Source organism: Solwaraspora sp. WMMD937, assembly GCF_029581175.1.
Taxonomy (GTDB): domain Bacteria; phylum Actinomycetota; class Actinomycetes; order Mycobacteriales; family Micromonosporaceae; genus Micromonospora_E.
The window spans coordinates 5,102,459-5,120,843 of the sequence record NZ_CP120738.1 but is presented as its reverse complement, the minus strand read 5'-3'; the positions used below and the strand labels follow the sequence as shown (position 1 = coordinate 5,120,843).

At 71.4% G+C, this 18,385-nt stretch carries 16 protein-coding genes; 13 read left to right on the top strand and 3 right to left on the bottom strand.

Annotation, left to right across the window (positions count from 1 at the left end; translation table 11 throughout):
* Entirely contained in the window at positions 1–2,265 is a 2,265-nt protein-coding gene (locus O7621_RS22610) for an aminotransferase class III-fold pyridoxal phosphate-dependent enzyme (RefSeq protein WP_282231122.1), read from the bottom strand.
* Between the two features lie 202 nt (positions 2,266–2,467).
* Between O7621_RS22610 and O7621_RS22605 the strand changes: the two genes are divergently transcribed.
* Positions 2,468–3,667, top strand: a complete 1,200-nt coding sequence (locus O7621_RS22605) for a PucR family transcriptional regulator (protein ID WP_282231121.1) — start codon at positions 2,468–2,470, stop codon at positions 3,665–3,667.
* A gap of 19 nt (positions 3,668–3,686) precedes the next feature.
* Here the strand turns inward: O7621_RS22605 and O7621_RS22600 are convergent, their stop codons facing one another.
* Positions 3,687–4,991, bottom strand: a complete 1,305-nt coding sequence (locus O7621_RS22600) for a low temperature requirement protein A (protein WP_282231120.1) — start codon at positions 4,989–4,991, stop codon at positions 3,687–3,689.
* A 453-nt stretch (positions 4,992–5,444) separates the two neighbouring features.
* Between O7621_RS22600 and O7621_RS22595 the strand changes: the two genes are divergently transcribed.
* The 10 genes from O7621_RS22595 to O7621_RS22550 all read left to right on the top strand — a co-directional run bounded on the left by O7621_RS22595 (position 5,445) and on the right by O7621_RS22550 (position 13,982).
* Positions 5,445–6,245, top strand: coding sequence for an SAM-dependent methyltransferase (locus O7621_RS22595; RefSeq protein ID WP_282231119.1), 801 nt, complete (start codon positions 5,445–5,447; stop codon positions 6,243–6,245).
* Positions 6,246–6,312: 67 nt separating this feature from the next.
* On the top strand, positions 6,313–6,567 hold the full coding sequence (locus tag O7621_RS22590; RefSeq protein ID WP_282231118.1) for a hypothetical protein: 255 nt from the start codon (positions 6,313–6,315) through the stop codon (positions 6,565–6,567).
* Between the two features lie 106 nt (positions 6,568–6,673).
* Entirely contained in the window at positions 6,674–8,845 is a 2,172-nt protein-coding gene (gene pabB, locus O7621_RS22585; RefSeq protein WP_282231117.1) for an aminodeoxychorismate synthase component I, read from the top strand.
* Between the two features lie 158 nt (positions 8,846–9,003).
* Entirely contained in the window at positions 9,004–9,591 is a 588-nt protein-coding gene (locus tag O7621_RS22580) for a dienelactone hydrolase family protein (RefSeq protein ID WP_282234688.1), read from the top strand.
* 111 nt (positions 9,592–9,702) lie between these two features.
* Complete coding sequence (locus O7621_RS22575; RefSeq protein WP_282234687.1) at positions 9,703–10,368, top strand: DUF4178 domain-containing protein; 666 nt, start codon at positions 9,703–9,705, stop codon at positions 10,366–10,368.
* A 1-nt stretch (position 10,369) separates the two neighbouring features.
* On the top strand, positions 10,370–10,915 hold the full coding sequence (locus tag O7621_RS22570) for a DUF2617 family protein (RefSeq protein WP_282231116.1): 546 nt from the start codon (positions 10,370–10,372) through the stop codon (positions 10,913–10,915).
* Positions 10,912–11,337, top strand: coding sequence for a DUF4247 domain-containing protein (locus O7621_RS22565; RefSeq protein WP_282231115.1), 426 nt, complete (start codon positions 10,912–10,914; stop codon positions 11,335–11,337). The genes O7621_RS22570 and O7621_RS22565 overlap by 4 nt, the downstream gene beginning before the upstream one ends.
* A gap of 30 nt (positions 11,338–11,367) precedes the next feature.
* Entirely contained in the window at positions 11,368–11,793 is a 426-nt protein-coding gene (locus tag O7621_RS22560; protein WP_282231114.1) for a DUF350 domain-containing protein, read from the top strand.
* A 16-nt stretch (positions 11,794–11,809) separates the two neighbouring features.
* The gene (locus tag O7621_RS22555; RefSeq protein WP_282231113.1) at positions 11,810–13,417 is read left to right on the top strand and encodes a polyamine aminopropyltransferase; all 1,608 of its coding nucleotides are present in this window, start codon (positions 11,810–11,812) and stop codon (positions 13,415–13,417) included.
* A gap of 178 nt (positions 13,418–13,595) precedes the next feature.
* The gene (locus O7621_RS22550; RefSeq protein ID WP_282231112.1) at positions 13,596–13,982 is read left to right on the top strand and encodes a hypothetical protein; all 387 of its coding nucleotides are present in this window, start codon (positions 13,596–13,598) and stop codon (positions 13,980–13,982) included.
* Positions 13,983–14,046: 64 nt separating this feature from the next.
* On the opposite strand, the gene O7621_RS22545 is transcribed toward O7621_RS22550, so the two are convergent.
* Complete coding sequence (locus tag O7621_RS22545; protein WP_282231111.1) at positions 14,047–14,664, bottom strand: TetR/AcrR family transcriptional regulator; 618 nt, start codon at positions 14,662–14,664, stop codon at positions 14,047–14,049.
* A gap of 506 nt (positions 14,665–15,170) precedes the next feature.
* Between O7621_RS22545 and O7621_RS22540 the strand changes: the two genes are divergently transcribed.
* Together O7621_RS22540 and O7621_RS22535 are read left to right on the top strand one after the other, a co-directional pair.
* A complete protein-coding gene (locus O7621_RS22540) occupies positions 15,171–15,791 on the top strand; it encodes an SDR family NAD(P)-dependent oxidoreductase (protein WP_282231110.1) in 621 nt (206 codons plus the stop codon).
* A gap of 122 nt (positions 15,792–15,913) precedes the next feature.
* Complete coding sequence (locus O7621_RS22535; protein WP_282231109.1) at positions 15,914–18,115, top strand: EAL domain-containing protein; 2,202 nt, start codon at positions 15,914–15,916, stop codon at positions 18,113–18,115.
* Positions 18,116–18,385: the final 270 nt, after the last annotated feature.

The following is an 18,385-nucleotide window of genomic DNA, read 5'->3' as shown; positions in this document are numbered from 1 at the left end:
TCAGACCCCTTCCACCTGCGCGAACACCCGGTCGAACCGGTCCAGCGCGGTGTCGATCACCTCGTCGGTGTCGGCCATCGAGGTGTACATCCGGGAGCCGGCCAGGGTGATGACGCCGTGCGCCGTGTACGCTGCACCCATCTGCTCCATCAGCCGCTTGCGGGACTTGTTCTCCCGGAGCAACTTGATCGGGTTGCGCATGTCGAGCAGCATGACGCCACTGCACTCCAGATGCACGATCGACCCCTGGTTGTAGGCCACGTACGGCAGACCGTACCGGTCGATCAGCCGCTGCAGGCCCCGGGTGAGCCGGTCCCCGGCCCGGCCGGCGATCACCGGGGCGTTGGTCCGGGCCATCTCGGCGATCGCGAAATAGCCGGCCGCGCAGGACAGCGGGTTCGCCGACAGGGTGCCGCCGACCTGGATGTGCGTCCCGCCGCGTCCGTCGAGCCCGGCACCGAAGACGGCCATCACGTCGGCCCGCCCGCCGACGCCGCCGGCCATCGGGTAGCCGCCGGAGACCGCCTTGCCGAACACGGTCAGGTCGGGGGTGACACCGAAGTAGCCGGCCGCCCCGCCGAGCCCGACCCGGAACCCGGTGACCACCTCGTCGAAGATCAGCAGCGCGCCGAACTCGTCGCACAACGCGCGGACCCTGGCGTTGAAGTCACGCGGCACCGGGCGGGTGCCGGACTCCGGGCCGAGTGGTTCGACGATCACCGCAGCGGTGCCGCCGCGGACCCGGTTCTCGATCAGTTTGCGGCGCAACGCCCCGAGGTCGTGCGGGAACGCCTCGCGGGTGTTGGCGGTGGCGCCGAACGGGATGCCCTTGGCGTTCATCCGGTACGTCCCCGGCACCCGCAGTCCGTACACCATCGTGTCGGACCAGCCGTGGTAGGCGCCGCCGACCTTGATCACCATGTGTTTGCCGGTGAATGCGCGGGCACCCCGGACCGCCGCCATCACCGCCTCGGTGCCGGAGCCGAGCGACCGGTACATCTCGATGTGCGGCAGGTACCGGTGGATGATCTCGGCGAGCTTCAGCTCGTACTCGTGGAACAGCCCGGTCACCGGCCCCGACTCCTTGACCACCGCGGCGACCTGCTCGTTGACCGGGCCGTAGTTGCTGCCCAGGATCGTCGGGCCACCGGCCTGCAGGAAGTCGACGTAGGTGTTGCCGTCGCGGTCGGTCAGGTAGGCGCCGTCAGCCGCGTCGATCGCCAACGGGAACGGGTAGTTGAAGGCCAGGTTGTGCTGTACCCCGCCCGGGATGCGCTTCTTCGCCCGGTCGGTGATCTCCTTGCTGGCCCGGCACCGGTCGTTGAAGTAGCCGAGCACGTCGAGCATCGCGTCGTGGCGCAACCCGCGTACCGGCTGGGCGACCAGGGCCTTGAGCCGGCGCATCGTGTCGTCGACGTCGAGGTACTCGGTGATCGCGTAGCCGAGTCGGGCGGACTCGCTGCCCGGGAGTAGCGCCGTGGTGGTGTCGGCGACCGGCGGCCCGGCGGCGGCGATCGCCGCCGCCACCGCGTCCGCACTGGGCAGTTGCTCATCGGCGGGCACCCGCACCGGCGGAACCGCCTCGGTGATCTGCGCGGCGATCCGCTTCTCGTCGGCGCGCAGCTTGGTGAACGCGACCTCCCGGATCGCGGTCGGGATGGTGTAGACCTTGCCGGCTTCGCTGGTCAACGCCAGGAGATAGGCGATCGACACCTTCTCCAGCAGCGCCATGTTGAACACCGCGCGGTCCGGGTCGGTCCCCAGCGCGACGACCCCGTGGTTGGCGATGATGAACGCGTTGTCGCCGCTGGCCACCTTCTTCTGCACGTTGCGGGCCAGCATCCCGGTGCCGGACGGGGCGTAGTCGACGATCGCCACCTGGCGGCCGAGGAAGCGCACCTGCTCGTCGGTGAGCGCCGGGATCGGACGGCGCAGGAACGCCAGGGCCGAGGCGTACGGCTGGTGGGTGTGCACGATCGCGTTGACGTCGGGCCGCTGCCGGTAGATGTTGGCGTGCATCCCGGCCTCGATCGACGGCGCGAGACCACTACCGGTGCCGTCGGGTACGTGCGTACCGTCGAAGTCGACCAGGCAGATGTCCTCGATCCGCATCCGGTCGTAGTCGTAGTTGCTCGGCGTGACGGCGTACAGCCGGTGCCCCGGAACCCGGACCGACACGTTGCCCTCGGTGGCCTTCAGATAGCCCCGGTCCAGCATGGTTCGACACATGTCGACGACGTGCCGGCGGGAAGTGTGGTGGTCCATGGCGGGTCCTCCGGTCCTCCGGGGGTGCGCGGCGAGAAACCTATCCTCGCCGCCGGCCGGCGCTGGGACACCGTCCCGCCGGCAGCGGAAAACGGCGACTAGATTGTCACCACGAGACAAACTCGGGCTGCGTGCGCCCTCGTCGACCCGTTTTCCTGGGTCGGATTCTCACTAGATTGTCATTACGTGACAGAGTGGCGGGGTGCGAGCCCGCCCAGTGACCGTCACCCCCTGGCAGCGGCTACCCGTCGAGCTGGCCCCGGCAATGCGGCCCCGGCTGGCGGCGGTGGTCGACACGGTGGCCGCCGCGGTGACCGAACTGACCCCTGAGTTCGTCGGGATCGACGACCCGAAACTCCGGGCCGACGTCCGGACCGCGGTCGACGTGGCCCTCCAGCGCTTTCTGGATCTGGTCGGCACCACCGAGCCGGCGTTGCCGCCCCGGGTGCGGGAGGTCTTCGTCGCGCTCGGCGCGGCCGAGGCCCGGGAGGACCGTGGCCCCCGGGCACTGCTCGCCGCCCTGCGGGTGGCCGGCCGGCTGCTGCTGCGTCAGGTCGGTCAGGCGCTCGCCACGGTGCGACCGGTCGACGCCGAGGCACTTGCCGACTGCGCCGACGCGGTCACCGGCTTCGTCGACGAGTTGGCTGCGGCCGGCACCGACGGGTTCGCCCGCCAGCTGCGCGAACAGTCCGGCGAGGGCGACCGGGCCCGCCGGCAGCTCGGCGAACTGCTGCTGGTCGGCGGAGCCGGCGCCGCCACCGTCGCGGCGGCCGCCGCCCGGGCCGGCTGGCGGGACCTGGTCACCGTGCTGCCGGTCGTGCTGCCGGCCCGGCAGGCCCGCGACGCACGGTTCCGGTTCGGTACCGACGGGATCGTGGTCGACCGGGGCCGCGACGCCGTACTGCTGCTGCGCGCCGGCCCCCGGACCACCCGACCGGCGCTGGCCGACGCACTGCGCGGCTGGCGGGCCACGGTGGGCCCGGCGTTGCCCTGGCCGCAGGTGCCCCAGGCGGTACGACTCGCCGAGCTCGCGGCGACCGTCGCCCGGACCGGCGGAGCCGACCACGGCGGTCCCGTCGACCGTACCGCCGTCTTCGCCGAGGACCACCTCACCCTGCTGGCGCTGCACGGCCAACCCGACGCGCTGGCGGTGCTGACCGGCCGCCGGCTGGCGCCCTTCGCCGCGCTGCCGCCCGCCCAGCGCGACGGACTGCTGCGTACGCTGCACAGCTGGCTGCGGCACTGGGGGTCCAGGTCGGCGGTCGCCGCCGACCTGTTCGTCCACCCGCAGACCGTCAGCTACCGGCTCAGGCGGCTGCGGACGCTGCTCGGCGGCGACCTGGACGACCCGGACCGACGGTTCGAGCTGCTGGTGGTGCTCGCCGCCGCTGACCCCCGCTGACCGGTCCTGCGCCGGTCGCTCAGTGGTAGCGGCGCTGCCGCCACGCTGACTCGCGGGCCTCGTGGCTCAGCCGCTCGTGCATCGACGCCTCCCGCAGCCGCTGGCGGGACTTCCGCAGCAGCACCAGCTCGGCCAGGACCAGGCCGACGCACACCACGGCCAGCAGCGCGGTGCCGGCCAGCGCCGGCGCCCGGGCGGCGACCGGAACGAGCCCGACCAGCACGACGACGACCGCGATCCGGGTGACGGTGACCGTGCCGAGCATCCGGGCCTGGAACCCCACCTGGGCGACGAAGAACAGCGCCGCCCCGCCGAAGGCCAACGGCATGGTCGCAGCCGCGGCCGGGGTCGACAGGTCGACCCCGGCGGTGCCGAGGTGATGCAACGCCTCCTCCATGCCGAGTGCGGTCAGGATCAGCCCGGCGATCATCGGCTGGTGCAGGTAGACGTACGCGTCGCGGGCCAGCGCCGCGCGCGACCGGCCGTCACTGGTGGCATGGAACGCCTGCAGCGCGGCCGGCGCGACCAGGTCGAAGTGCGACCACCACAGGGCGGCGGTGATCGCCACCGCGAAGGTCGCGCCGGCCACCGCCGGCCAGGTGACCGGCCGGGCGATCAGGTCGCTGCCGACGCCGACCGACACGATCAGTTCGCCCAGCGCGATCATCAGGATGAGCTCGAACCGCTCCACCCAGTGGTTGGCGGACCGCACCGCCCACCCCCAGGTGGCCAGCAGGTATCCGGCGGCGTACTCAACCGTCAGCGCGGCCAGCCAACAGCCGACCTGCAGCGCGAACACGACGTTCGGCGACAGGCCCAGGTACGGCGCCACGCCGGCGCTCACCAGCAGCGCGGTGGCGAGCAGCGGAGGGACCGCCAGCCGACCCAGCCGGGGACTACCGGCCCGGTCGTCGGCCGGGGCCAGCCCGTACAGCAGCAGGTGCAGGCCCCGGACGACCAGGTAGCAGCCGGCCATCAGCAGCGGACCGGGCAGGCCGCTCGGCTTGTCGGTGAACGCCTGCGGGATGGTCAGCGCGGCGGTGAAGACCGCTGCCATCGCCGCGAACATCACCAGCGGGGCGATGCCCTCGCCGAGCCGGATCCGGTTGGCGAGCATCAGGTGTGAACACCACGCCCACCACAGCAACGCCAGGATCAGCATTCCGGCGACGAGACCGCGGCCGGTGAGCTCGCCAGCGGTCACCCGGGCGATGTTGTAGAACGCGAAGACGAAGACCAGGTCGAAGAAGATCTCGAGCCGGTCGACTCGGGTGCCGGGACGGACCGGACGCAGCCCGCCGCGCGTCGGCCGGGTCTCGTCCATGCCTGCCTCCGCAGTGGCCTCGCCGTGCCTGCGTCCGGCCGGACCAACCCGGACCCGTCAGTGTGTGCCTGATCACCTGCGGTGATGATAGTTCGCCGGTGGGCCGTGGACCGGGAAATTGACATCGAGCGGCGGCCGATCCGCCGTCGCCCGGTGGTGCAGTGGTGAACAACCGCCCGGGTGGTCGATGACGGTGACCCTGGTGACTGCTGCCGGCATTGCCTCCGGTCTGGAGCCGGCGCTGCATCTGGTACGGCGCAGAGTCAGCGCTGATGTCGCGGTCCGTGCCGAAGAAGTGTCGGAGTATCAAACCCGTGGCACTGTCCGGACTCGATGATCGCCATTTATAGTTGCCGTGCCACCGTTCGTGTTCGCGGACGCGCCTGTCCGGTGTGTCCGTCATCTCGCTGAAGGGTCATGGATATGACGGCAACTATCGGACAATCGGGCGATGTGCGAGCCGATGTGGAGAACGCCAACATCGCACGGATCTACGACTATTACCTTGGTGGACTCTACAACTTCGCGATCGATCGCGAGCGGGCCGAACGTATCAAGATGATGTTGCCCAGCGTCGATCTGCTCGCCCGTGGCAACCGGGACTGGCTGCGCCGTTCGGTGCGCTACCTGGTCGGCCAGGGCGTGCGGCAGTTCATCGACATCGCCTCGGGGCTGCCGACGGTCGGCAACACGCACGAGGTGGCGCACGCCCTCGACGCCCAGGCCCGGGTGATCTATGTGGACAACGACCACTCGGCTGTCGTCCACGGTGAGGACATCCTCGCCACGGAGCCGCTGGTGGCGATGGCCGAGGTCGACGGTAGGTATCCTGACCAGGTGTGGTCGCATCCGGCGGTCCGCGAGCTGATCGACCTGTCGCAGCCGGTGGGCATCGTCCTCGGCGGGCTGCTCGTCTTCGTTCAGGACGACGAGGATCCGGCCGGGCTCGTCGCGGCCTACCGGGACGCGCTGGCACCGGGCAGTTACATCGCGATGTCGCACCTCAGCGCGGACACGGCCGACGAGCAGACCCGCGGGCAGGTGGACCGGATGGTCGCCGCCTACCAGGCCGGTGTCGGAGCGAACCTCTACGTCCGGGACAAGGCCACCATCACCTCCTGGTTCGACGGCATGGAGCTGGTCGAGCCCGGTGTGACCCTGATGGCGGACTGGCGGCCGGACCCGGGTCTCGACGTGGACGCACAGACCCCGTCCCGGCAGCTCGGCTACGGCGGGATGGCCCGCGTCGGGTAACCCAGCCGGTCAACCTCCCGGCCCGGTGCCGCGTCTTCGTGGTGTCCGCTCGACCAGGAGGTTTCCCGTGACCGTCAATCCCGATCCGGGCAGTTCCGAACCGCTGTGGTCGGTGGGCGGCATCACCGCCGCGGTCACCGCGCTGCTGGGCGTGGTGACGGCGTTCGGTCTGCCGCTTACCGAGGCACAACAGGCCGCAGTCCTCGGCCTCGCCGCGGTTCTCGCTCCGCTGATCGTCGCGCTGGTCGGCCGCGCCCGGGTGTACGCGCCAGCGACCGTCGAACGACTGGTCGGTGACACCACCCCGAAGGCCGACGGGTGAGTTATGCCGGTCCGGGCTAGGGCCGGCGGAGGTCGGCTACCGCGCCACACGGTCCCGGCCGATGGTGGACAATCGGCCGGTGCCGTGACGCGGTGGGAGGTAGCCGGTGCGGATCCTGCTGGTCGACAATTACGACTCCTACACGTACAACCTCTTCCAGCTGCTCGCGGCGGTCGCCGGCAGCGAACCGACCGTGCTGGCCAACGACGACCCCCGGCTTGCCGCCGTCGACCGGCTTGCCGCGCAGTGCGTGGTGATCTCGCCCGGCCCCGGTCGGCCGCACCGGGTGACCGACCTGGGCTGGGGGTGGGAACTACTCGACCGCCGTCGCGACCTGCCGGTGCTCGGGGTGTGCCTCGGCCACCAGGCGATCGCGTTGCACGCCGGCGCGCGGGTCGACCAGCGGCGGGCCCGGCACGGACTAATCGACCGGGTGCGGCACACCGGTGCCGGACTGTTCGCCGGCATACCTCAGGGTTTCGCGGCGGTCCGGTACCACTCGCTGCGGGTGGCTGAGCCGGTGCCGGCGGACCTCATGGTGAGCGCGTGGGCCGCCGACGGCACGGTGATGGCGTTGACGCACCGTCGGTTGCCCCGTTGGGGCGTGCAGTTCCACCCGGAGTCGATCGCCAGCGAACACGGCGCCCAGCTGGTCGGCAACTTCCTGGCCTTGGCCCGGGTCACCGGGCCTGCCACTGCCACCGCCGCCGCTCGTCCGGTGACGGTCGTGCCGCGCCGTGCCGCCATCGCAGCGGTGAGATCCCGGCAGGCGGCTCCTGACGTTGCGGCTCCCGATCCTGCGGCCCCTGAGGCTGCGGCCTCCGACCCCGGCTGGCGGCGCGACGTGACGGTCCTCGACGCGGAGATCGACACCGAGGCGGTCTTCCAGGATCTGTACGCCGACGCACGGTACGCGTACTGGCTCGACGGCGCCGACGTCGCGGCCGGGCGGTCCCGGTTCTCCTTCCTCGGTGACGCTGACGGGCCGCTGGCCGAGGTGCTCAGCTACCGGATCGGCAGCGGCCGGGTCGAGGTGCGCCGGCCGGACCATCCGATCGGGCAGGAGACCGGCGGCATACTCGACGTGCTGCGCCAGCGGTTGGCGCGGCGGCGGCTGCCCTCAGCCGGGCTGCCGTTCGACTTCGCTGGCGGCTACGTCGGCTATCTCGGCTACGAGATGAAGGCTGACGGTGCGCCCACCACCGCCCGCCGGGCCGACACCCCCGACGCGATCTGGATCTTCGCCGACCGGCTGGTCGCCGTCGACCACCTGCGCCGGCGCACCTACCTGGTGGCGCTGAGCACCGACGACGTCGGGCAGCACGCTGCCCGGGACTGGTTGGCGGCGACGGCGACCCGGCTGCGCGCGGTGCCGTCGTCGGTGCGGTCCGGACCGTCCGACAGGCCGTCGGCACCGGACGCCGGGACGGACCTGTGGCGCTGGGTGACGCCCGCCCGCGACCGCAGCCACTACCTCACCGACGTCGACGCGGCGCGCGCCCAGTTGCGACGCGGCGAGAGCTACGAGATCTGCCTGACCAACCAACTGCGGCTGCCGCCGGTCGCGGACCCGCTGGCCTACTACCGGACGCTGCGTCGGATCAACCCCGCGCCTTACGCCGCGTACCTGCGGCTGGACGACATCGCCGTGGCCAGCTCCTCACCGGAACGGTTCCTGCGCATCCGCCCGGACGGCCGGGTCGGCAGTAGCCCGGTGAAGGGCACCTCGGCCCGCGCGGACGCCGCCGACGAGGACGACCGTCTACGTCGTACGCTGGCCAGCTCACCCAAGACCCGGGCCGAGAACCTGATGATCGTCGACCTGCTCCGCAACGATCTCGGCCGGGTCTGCGAGGTCGGCTCGGTGCGCGTCCCCCGGTTCCTGGCCACCGAGACCTACCCCACCCTGCACCAGCTGGTGTCCACCGTAGAAGGGCGGCTGCGTCCGTCGATCGGCGCGGTCGACTGCGTACGGTCGTGTTTCCCCGGCGGGTCGATGACCGGTGCGCCGAAGCTGCGCACCATGGAGATCATCGACCGGTTGGAGCAGCGGGCCCGGGGGATCTACTCCGGTGCTCTCGGCTACTTCGGCCTCGGTGGCGGTGCCGACTTCAGTATCGTGATCCGTACTGCGGTGCTGACCGGCGACGGGGTCACCATCGGCACCGGCGGTGCCATCGTGCTGGACTCCGACCCGGCCGACGAGTACGACGAGACGATGCTCAAGGCGCGGGCGCTGCTCGTCGCGTACCGGTCGGCCACCAGGTCGGTCCGGTGACCGGGTGAGCCGGGCCCCGGCAGCCAGGGGCGATCCGGGCTCACGGTCGAGCGTCAGGTCGCAGGCATGACCGGTCGTCGGCCGGGTACCCGGCTCCAGTGGCTCAGGACACTGCGACCCGCGTCCCCGCCGTCGATGTCGAGCTCGACGCTGACGTGATGGTGCCCGCCCGTACCCGGGCGGTGGTGCTGTTCGCCCACGGCAGCGGCAGTTCCCGGCTCAGTCCACGCAACCGGACGGTGGCCGGCCGGCTGCACGCGACCGGCCTCGCGACCGTCCTGGCCGATCTGCTGACCAAGGAGGAGGAGCAGATCGACGCGACCACCGCCCGACTGCGCTTCGACATCGCCCTGCTCAGCCGGCGGTTGACTGCGGTAGTGGACTGGGCCGTCGAGCAGCCGGAACTCGACGGCCTGCCGGTGGGACTGTTCGGCGCCAGTACCGGCGCGGCGGCGGCGCTGAGTGCCGCCGCCTCCCGGCCGGAACGGGTCGGTGCCGTGGTGTCGCGGGGCGGCCGGCCCGACCTGGCCGGCAACGTCCTGGCCGAGGTACGGGCACCGACCCTGCTGCTGGTTGGGGAGCTTGATCCGCAGGTCGCTGAGCTCAACGCGGCGGCCGCGGCCGCCCTGCGGGCACCGCACGAACTGCGAGTGGTGCCGGGCGCCGGTCACCTGTTCGCCGAGCCGGGTGCGCTGGACCGGGTCGCCGCCGACGCCGCCGGCTGGTTCGACACACATCTGCGGTGAGGGTCGCTGCGTTCCGTCGCTGACCCGTCACTTAGTCGCGCTAGCTGCGAGTGACGTGCGCGCACTTGTTACGGTCGTCGACCGGTGCGACGTACGGAGGACGCGGCGATGATGAACGGGACCATTGCTTACCTGGTGACCGGGCTGGGATGCCTGATCGCGACGGCTGGTGTGGTGGTGGCGGCGATCGCCGTGTGGCAGACCCGGACCCGGGCCGGTGGCTCTCGGAAGAGGCCCGGTGGGGGACCGGTCGACCCGTTCCACACCGGTGACACCGACGCGTTGCGTGGCGATCCACGTCGCCTCGGCCCCGGTGACATCGTGGAGATCCGGGCACAGTCGTACGCGGTCCGCGGCAGCTTGCACTTCACCGAGGGCAGCTGGACCTGGAGCGAGCACTTCCTCGACGACGCGCGGGGCGACAGGCTGTGGCTGTCCGTCGAGTCCGATCCCGACCTGGAGCTGGTGCTGTGGCGGGCCGCCGGGCCTGACCTGCAACACCTGCAGCCCGGCCCGGCGGTGGTGGACGTTGCTGGGCGCCGTTACCGGCTCGACGAGTCCGGCCAGGCCCGCTTCACCAGCAGTGGGGCGACCGGGCTGACCCCCAGCGGCTTCGTGCGCTACTTCGACTACACCGCCCCGGACAACGCCCGGCTGTCCTTCGAAGGCTTCGGTGACTCGGGCCGCTGGGAGGTCGGCTTCGGCGAGGTGCTGCACCGCGCTGAGGTGATGATCTACCCGTCCGCTGGTCAGACACCTACCGTCGGGAAGGCCTGACATGCTGGTCGCCCTGGACGCACCGTACGTCGACACCAGCGCGGCGGAGCTCAGCTTCGCGCTCGGTCTGGCCGAGCGACCCGCCCTGCACGTGCTCGAGCTGCCTCTGCCGGGCGCCGGCGGTGGCGCCCGCTCCGGTTCGCAGCCGACCGGTCCGCAGCCGGCAGGGCTGCTGCGCCTGCGGTTGCTCGGGGCCTCGCACCAGGTCGTGCTGCGAACCGCCGGCCACGACCTGGTCGAGACGCTCGCCTGCCTGCCCGGTCACCCGCCCGACCTGCCGGCGGTGGTGGACGCCGATGACGGCTACCGGTTCGCCGCGCGGGCGCTTCGGCTGTCGGCCGGCGAGCTCGCCGGGCGGGCCGACCGCCTCCGTCGGCAGCTGACCGGTGACCCGCACGCCCTGGTCGGCGTCTTTCCGGGCAGCCCGGACGCCCTCACCGCGCTGCACGCCCGGATCGATGGCGTTCGGATCAGCTGGCGCACCTGGCATGCGTACCCGCAGACAGCGGAGTTGGTCGAGACCGAGACGGTGGTGACAGTACGGTGACTTCCCGCAAATGGATCGTCGGTGGCGTGGTCCTCGCTCTGGTGGGCGTGATCGTGTCGTGCTGCGGGCTGGCCGTCGGCACTTTCTCCGCCCGCACCTACGTCGAGCGCAGCTATGCCCGTTCGGTGATCGACGACATCGGCTCCGACGCCGAGGGGTACCGCTCCGATCTGCCACCGCGCCAGGTGGCGCAGCAGCTCACCCGGGCGTTCAGCCCGGCCGACGAGTACACCGTCGGTGACCGCTACTACCTGCGCTACGGCGACGACTCAGTGGTCATCCTGCCGATCGCCGCCGGCTCGCTGATCCTGCTGGAACGCATGACGACCGCGTACCCCCGGTACCGCTCCGTCGTCGGGAACTCGTGGAAGTGGCAGCGCGGCAGCACGATCCGGGGCGGCGGTCCCGGCACCGGCAAGTAACCACCCCATCCCACCACCTGGAGTTGGCACATGTTCCGCACTTTGTTCATCGATCTGCTGCTCACCCTGGCGTACGCCGGGGTGGGTCTGGTCCTGATGGCGCTCGGCTACCTGCTGGTCGACCTGGTCACCCCGGGCAAGCTGCACGAACTCATCTGGGCGCAGCGCAACCGCAACGCGACCGTGCTGCTCGCCTCGAACCTGTTCGCGGTGGGCACCATCGTCGTGGCGGCGATCGCCGCCGGGGAGAACAGCTTCGTCACCGGGCTGGTCGGCACCGCCGGGTACGGGCTGCTCGGCCTGCTGGTGATGGCGGTGTCGTTCGTACTGCTGGACGCGGTCACCCCGGGCCGCCTCGGGGACACCCTGGTGGATCGGGAGCCGCACCCGGCGGTCTGGGTCAGCGCGACCATCCACCTTGCCACCGGCGCCATCGTGGCGGCGGCGATCAGTTGATGTCGGCGGTCAGTTGATGTCGGCGGTCGTGGTGCCGGCACCGGGTGACGACGGTGCCGGCATCGGCCGCCGGTACGCCCGGTTGGCCCGGCCGGCGGTGCTGGCTGCGGTCTTCGTCTGTGCTGCCTGCGGCCTGGTGTACGAGTTGGCGCTGGTCGCCCTGGGCAGCTACCTGATCGGTGACACCGTCGGCCAGGCGTCGATCGTGCTGGGCGTGATGGTCTTCGCGATGGGCGTCGGCGCGTTGGCAGCCAAGCCGCTGCAGCACCGCGCGGTGGCGGCCTTCGCTGCGGTCGAGCTCACCCTGGCGCTGCTCGGCGGGCTGTCGGTGCTGGGCCTGTACGCTGCCTTCGCCTGGCTGGACCTCTACGCGCCCGCGCTGGTGGCGACCGCGTTCGTGCTGGGACTGCTGATCGGGGCGGAGATTCCGCTGCTGATGGTCCTGCTGCAGCGGATCCGGGCGCAGGCGGCCGGCAGCGCGGTCGCCGACCTGTTCGCGGCCGACTACGTCGGTGCCCTGCTCGGCGGCCTGGCCTTTCCGTTCCTGCTGATCCCGTTCTTCGGCCAACTGCGTGGGGCGTTGCTGGTCGGCGCGGTGAACGCGCTGGCCGGAATCCTGCTGGTCGGCACGGTATTCCGGGCCGATCTCGGCCGGCGGGGCCGGGCCGGGGTCGCGCTCGCCGCCACCGTGGTGATGGCGACGCTGGCCGGTGCCTACCTGGTGGCGGCGGACTTCGAGGTGACCGCGCGCCAGCAGCTCTACCGGGATCCGGTGGTGCACGCCGAACGCAGCCGCTACCAGGAGATCGTCCTGACCCGGGCGGTGTCGCCGGTCGCCGAGGGCTCCGACCTGCGGCTGTACCTCGACGGGGATCTGCAGTTCAGCTCGGTGGACGAGTACCGCTACCACGAGGCGTTGGTCCATCCGGCGCTGTCCGGGCGGCGGGACCGGGTGCTGCTGCTCGGCGGGGGGGACGGGCTTGCCCTGCGCGAGGTGCTGCGCTACTCCGATGTCGCCTCCGTGACGGTCGTCGAGCTGGATCCGGCGGTGGTCACGTTGGCCCGGACCGAGCCGGGCATCCGGGCGCTCAACGGCGCGGCCTTCGACGACCCACGGGTACGCCTGGTGCACGCCGACGCGTTCGCCTGGCTGCGCGGCGCACCAGGCGTGTTCGACGCGGTCGTCGTCGATCTGCCGGACCCGGACCAGACCGCTACGGCGAAGCTCTACTCGGTGGAGTTCTACTCGCTCCTCCGGCAGGCCCTCGGTCCGCAGGGCCGGATGGTGGTGCAGGCCGGGTCCCCGTACTTCGCGCCACGTGCCTTCTGGTGCATCGAGGCATCGGTGCGGCGGGCGGGCTGGACGACCCGGCCGTACCACGTCGATGTTCCGTCGTTCGGCGACTGGGGTTTCCTGCTCGCGGTCGCCGACGGCGAGGGAGCCGGCCCGGTGCCGACGCCGCAGGTGCCGGCGGAGGCGCCCGCGCTGCGCTTCCTGGCGCCCGAGGTGCTGCGGGCGGCGCAGGTCTTTCCACCGGACCGGGGCCCGGTGCCGGTCGAACCGTCGACGCTGCTGGACCCCCGAGTGCTCACCTACAGCCGGGCGGCGTGGCGCGGCTACTGATCCACCATTTCCGCTGGGTGTGGGGAATTACCGGTGACGGGTGAACGGGACCACCGACAACCAAGCAAGCGACCGGTATGGTCGGTGGCTGGTTGGTCAGCACGAGGGGGTGCCCGATTGCGGCGGTGTCGGACTGGATGACGCCCGGGGCGCACCCGGTCGCGGACGGGGTGTACCGGTGCCGGCGCACGGGCCGGTGGGCGACAGCGTCCATCGACGGGCGGACGAACTGCTGGCCCATCACCGGGACCGGTTGGCCGAGATGGCGGCCGCAGTCGGTGCCGGCGCGTGGACCGCGTACCTGGTGGCGCGGACCCTGCCCTGGACGCGACGCCGCCGCACGCTTGACGATCGGCCGCCGTACCACCGGATGCTGGCGGTCAACGATACGGCGTTGCATCTCGACCTGCTGGCCGAGCAGGGCCGGGTGGCGACGCACCGGATGGGCGGCGTGCGTCACGTCGACGGTGGGCTGATCGGCGGCTGTATGCCTGCGGGAACGTGGCGGCCAGCCCGTTCGGACCGGGCTATCCAGGTGCCGGTACGACGCTCGCCGCCGCAATGAGGTACGGATATCTGAGCGGGCGCTCGTTGGCCGCCGGGTGAGCAGCCGGCCGGTCGCCGGCCGGTCAGCCGGCCGGGGCCGGCGTGCCCGCATCGGTCGGGCGCGCGGCCAGGCCGTCGAGGAAGATCGCGGTGCACTGGTCGGCGAGCCGGCTGGTGGGATTGTCGGGGCTCGGATGGAACCACCGGACCGACAGCCAGACCGCGTCGCGGATGAAGCGGTAGAACACCCGGGTGTCGATGTCGGGGCGGAACGCTCCGCTGCTGACGCCCGCTTCGATCACCCCGAGCCAGGCGCTCTGCACCTCGCGGGCGACGTCCTTGAGGTAGTGGAACCGGGCCAGGCCACGCAGGTAGTTGACGTCGTTCTGGTAGATCTCGGTGGCGTGCGGGTGCGCCGCGGCGGTGTCAAGCGAGGCGCGGACCAGCTCGCGCAGCCGGGTCGCCGGGTCATTCTCTCCGGCCAGCACCTCGGCGTACCGGTGGCGCAGATCCTCCAGGTAGGGGCCGAGGATGGCCTCGATGATCGCTTCCTTCGAGTCGAAATGGTGGTACAGGCTGCCAGACAGGATGCCTACCTCGTCGGCGATCTGCCGGACCGTGGTGGCGGCCACGCCGCGACTGGCGAAGAAGGCCGCCGCGCAGGCGATGATTTGCTGTCGTCGATCCAGCGACTCTGCCACGGTGCCTCTTTCGGGTCTGCGGTCCAACGGGCGGGCGCCAGCATAGCAGGGCCGATCAAGCGCTTGGTGCGACGGTGCGGGGGTGTCGGTGTGGGGCTGACCGCCCCAGGTAGAGCTCGGGAAACAATCTCCAAGCGAGCGATTGATTGCTGGCCGGTACGCGGCTACTTACATGGCAAGCCGGCTGATCGGATCGCGACGAATTCGACGAACTGATCGCCGTGGTCCAACTGCCCGAGCGGACCCGGAGACGGTTGAGCAGCGCGTTGCCCTCGTCGAGGACCTCCGGTGATCCGGGTCGCTGATGACGGCCGGACCGCCTCGGCCGCCGTCGTGTACAGCCTCGTCGCGACCAGCGGCGACGGCCCGTAGGTTCGTCACGGCGAGCACGGAGGTGCCTACCTGTTCGCCATCCGACGTGAACCCGACGTCGGATGGTGCTTTCGTCGCCATGGTCGTGATCAGCAAAAACGCCTGCAAACCCCTGTTCCGGAAAGGCTGACGCGATGCCCGGGAAATTCACCGGAAAGGTTGCTCTGGTCACCGGCGCCGGCCGGGGGATCGGCCGGGCCACCTCGCTACGGTTCGCCGCCGAATCAGCGAGGGTTGTCGTCAACGAGATCAATCCCGACAGCATCGCCGAGACCCGGTCGGGCCGACGTCACCAGGTGGCCGACCTGGTCGCCGAGGTGGTCGACCGGTACGGCCCGGCCGACATCCTGGTCGACAACGCCGGTGGAGCACTGCCCGGAGCCGCCTGGGCGACGGTGGCCGACGCCAGCATCGAGGACTGGAGCGGATTCCTCGCGTTCAACCTCACCTCGGCGTTCCACCGCGCCCGGGCCGTACTGCCCGGCATGCTGGCCGCCGAGCGCGGGCACAACGCCGGCATCGGCTCGATCTCCGGCACCAACGGCCGGGTCAACGGTGCGGCCTACGCGGCCGCCAAGGCCGGAATGGGTACCCTGGTCGCCTCGATCGCCAAGGAGTACGGGTCTCGCGGGATCTCGTCGAACGGGATCGTCGTCGGCAATGCGCCGTTTCCCAACCGGACCCCGGACTCGTCGTACCTGTCCGGGGCGATGCTCCCGGTCGATGGCGGGTTCCACCGGTCCAACTTGTTGTGACGAACTGGTCGCTAACACCGGCAGCCCGGCCTGCGGTATCCACCGAAGGGTCCACCAGGGACACCGAACGCTGGAGTGTCGGCCCCCCCCAGGCCATGATCGCAGGACGTAGTCTGGCGGACATGGCCCCTGGACGCCGCCGGCAGTGGTCGACCGCGCTGCGCTCCTGGGTGAAGGTCGGGGCGAACCAGCCGTTACTACCGGTGGTGCGCCGGGCCTTCCTGGCCTTCCTGCTGGCCTGCCTGGCCACTGTGGTTCCACAGTGGCTGATCTCGCCGGTGGTCGAGCCGAACCGGTCCTGGCCCGTGCTACCCGCCGTCGCAGTCCTTGCGGTGCTCGCCGTGCGGCTGTACCGGCGGGAACGACCGACGATCGCCCACGATCTGGTGGCCGCCGCCGCTGTCGGTGTGGTGATCTGGGCGGTCGGGGCGCTGCCGGCCGGTGGGGTGCTGTTCGTCGGCACCGCGCTTCGCGCGCTCTACGGTGGGCTGCCCGCGGCGTTGCTCTCGGTCGGGTTCACCCTCGCTGCGATGACCACCGGCGTGCTCGCCGCTGGCGGCACCCTGGCTGAGGTGCAGCTCGGCCAGTACGGACCCGGCCTGCTGCTGTCGTCGTTGGCGCTGCGCCTGGTGCTGCTCGCGGTACGCCGGTTCGAGGCCGGTACGGCGGCCCGGTTCGAGGCGGTCGTCCGGTCGTCGCGCGACGTGATCGTGCTGGCCGACCGGGACACCACGGTGAGCTACCTGAGCCCGGCGGCGGCGGACGTGTTCCGGCTCGCCGACGGGCTGCCCGGTGACCGACTGCTGTCCTGGATCGTCCCGCCGGACCGGCCGGCGGCCGACGTCTGGCTCGCCCGGCTGCTCGGTGATTCCGGTGCGGCGGCGACCCTGCAGTGCCGGGTCGCGGCCCCGGACGCCAACCAGCCCGCCACGGTCGAGATCAGCGGGCAGAACCTGCTGCACGATCCGAACGTACGCGGGCTGTTGTTCGCCGTCCGTGACGTCACCGAGCGGGTACGGCTCACCGAGCGGCTGCGCCATCAGGCGTACCACGATCCGCTGACCGGCCTGGCCAACCGGGCTCTGCTGCGGGAACGGCTGGCCGTGGCGCTCGGCAGCACCACCGATGTCGCGTTGCTGCTGCTCGACATCGACTCGTTCAAGGTGGTCAACGACGCTCTGGGCCACCAGGCCGGTGACGAGCTGCTGGTCGCCGTCGCCGGCCTGCTGCGGCGCCGGTTGACGGCCACCGACCTGCTGGCCGCCCTCGGCGGTGACGAGTTCGCGGTGCTGCTGACCGCCGAGCGGGCCGCCGCCCGCGACACCGAGCGGATCGCCGACGACCTGTTGGCGGTCTTCGACCGGCCGATCGAGGCGGCCGGCCACCTGCGGCTGATCGCCGCCAGGGTCGGCATCGCGGTCAGCGACGGCGACGCCGACGCCGACCGGCTGATGCGCGAGGCCGACATCGCGTTGCAGATCGCCAAGGCCGCGCCCCGGGCCCGTCGGGTGCGGTACCGCGCCGAGCTGCACCAGGCTGCGGTCGACCGGGTACGCCTGCAGGTGGAGGCGCAGGACGCGCTGTCGCGGCGCGAGTTCGTCCTGCACTACCAGCCGATCCATGCGCTGTCCGACGGCGCGGTACGCGGAGTGGAGGCGCTGGTCCGGTGGCGTCACCCGCAGCGCGGCATGGTCCGGCCGGACCAGTTCATCCCGCTGGTCGAGGGCAGCGGCCTGATCGTGCCACTCGGCCGCTGGATTCTCGGCGAGGCCTGTGTCACCGGTGCCGGATGGCAGCGACTCAGTGGCCGACCGTTGCAGATCAACGTCAATGTCAGCGTGCGCCAGTTCATGCTGGGCGACGTGGTCGCGGACGTGCTGGCCGCGTTGGAACGCTCCGGTCTGCCGCCGGCCACGCTGACCTTGGAGATGACCGAGAGCGTCCTGGCCACCGAGCACGACGCGATCGAGTCGCAGCTGTCCGCGCTGCGTCGACTCGGCGTCCGGATCGCCCTGGACGACTTCGGCACCGGATTCAGCTCCCTCGGCCACCTGCACCGGTATCCGATCGACGAGTTGAAGATCGACAAGATGTTCGTGGGCCAGATCGGCGCCGAGGATCCGACCTGCCTGCCGGTGGTCCAGGCGATCCTGGCGATGAGCCGGGGGCTGCGGCTCAGCACGGTGGCCGAGGGGATCGAGAACGACGGCCAGCGGGCCGAGCTGACCGCGATGGGCTGCGAGTTCGGGCAGGGGTTCGGCCTGTCCCGGCCGGTGGAGGAGCCGGCCCTGCGGGCCCTGCTGCGCCGGTCCGCCGTGTCCTAGCCGGTCCGGACTGAGACCAGCGTATGTCGGGTGTCGGGTTCAGACCAGGGTGTCGGCGAGGGTCTCCGAGGCGAACAGCTCCGCCGGGTCCAGCCGTCGCCGGGCCAGGCCCTGCTCGTGCGAGTAGCGCAGAAACGTCTCGAAAAGCAAGTGCTTGGTTGACCCGGGGCATTGCCCGGTCCGGTCGACCGGGCAATGCCCCGGCCCGGCGATCCACCCGCCGACGGCGAGCCGGGGGTGCGTCGGTGACCGTCGGCGCACCCCCGGGCG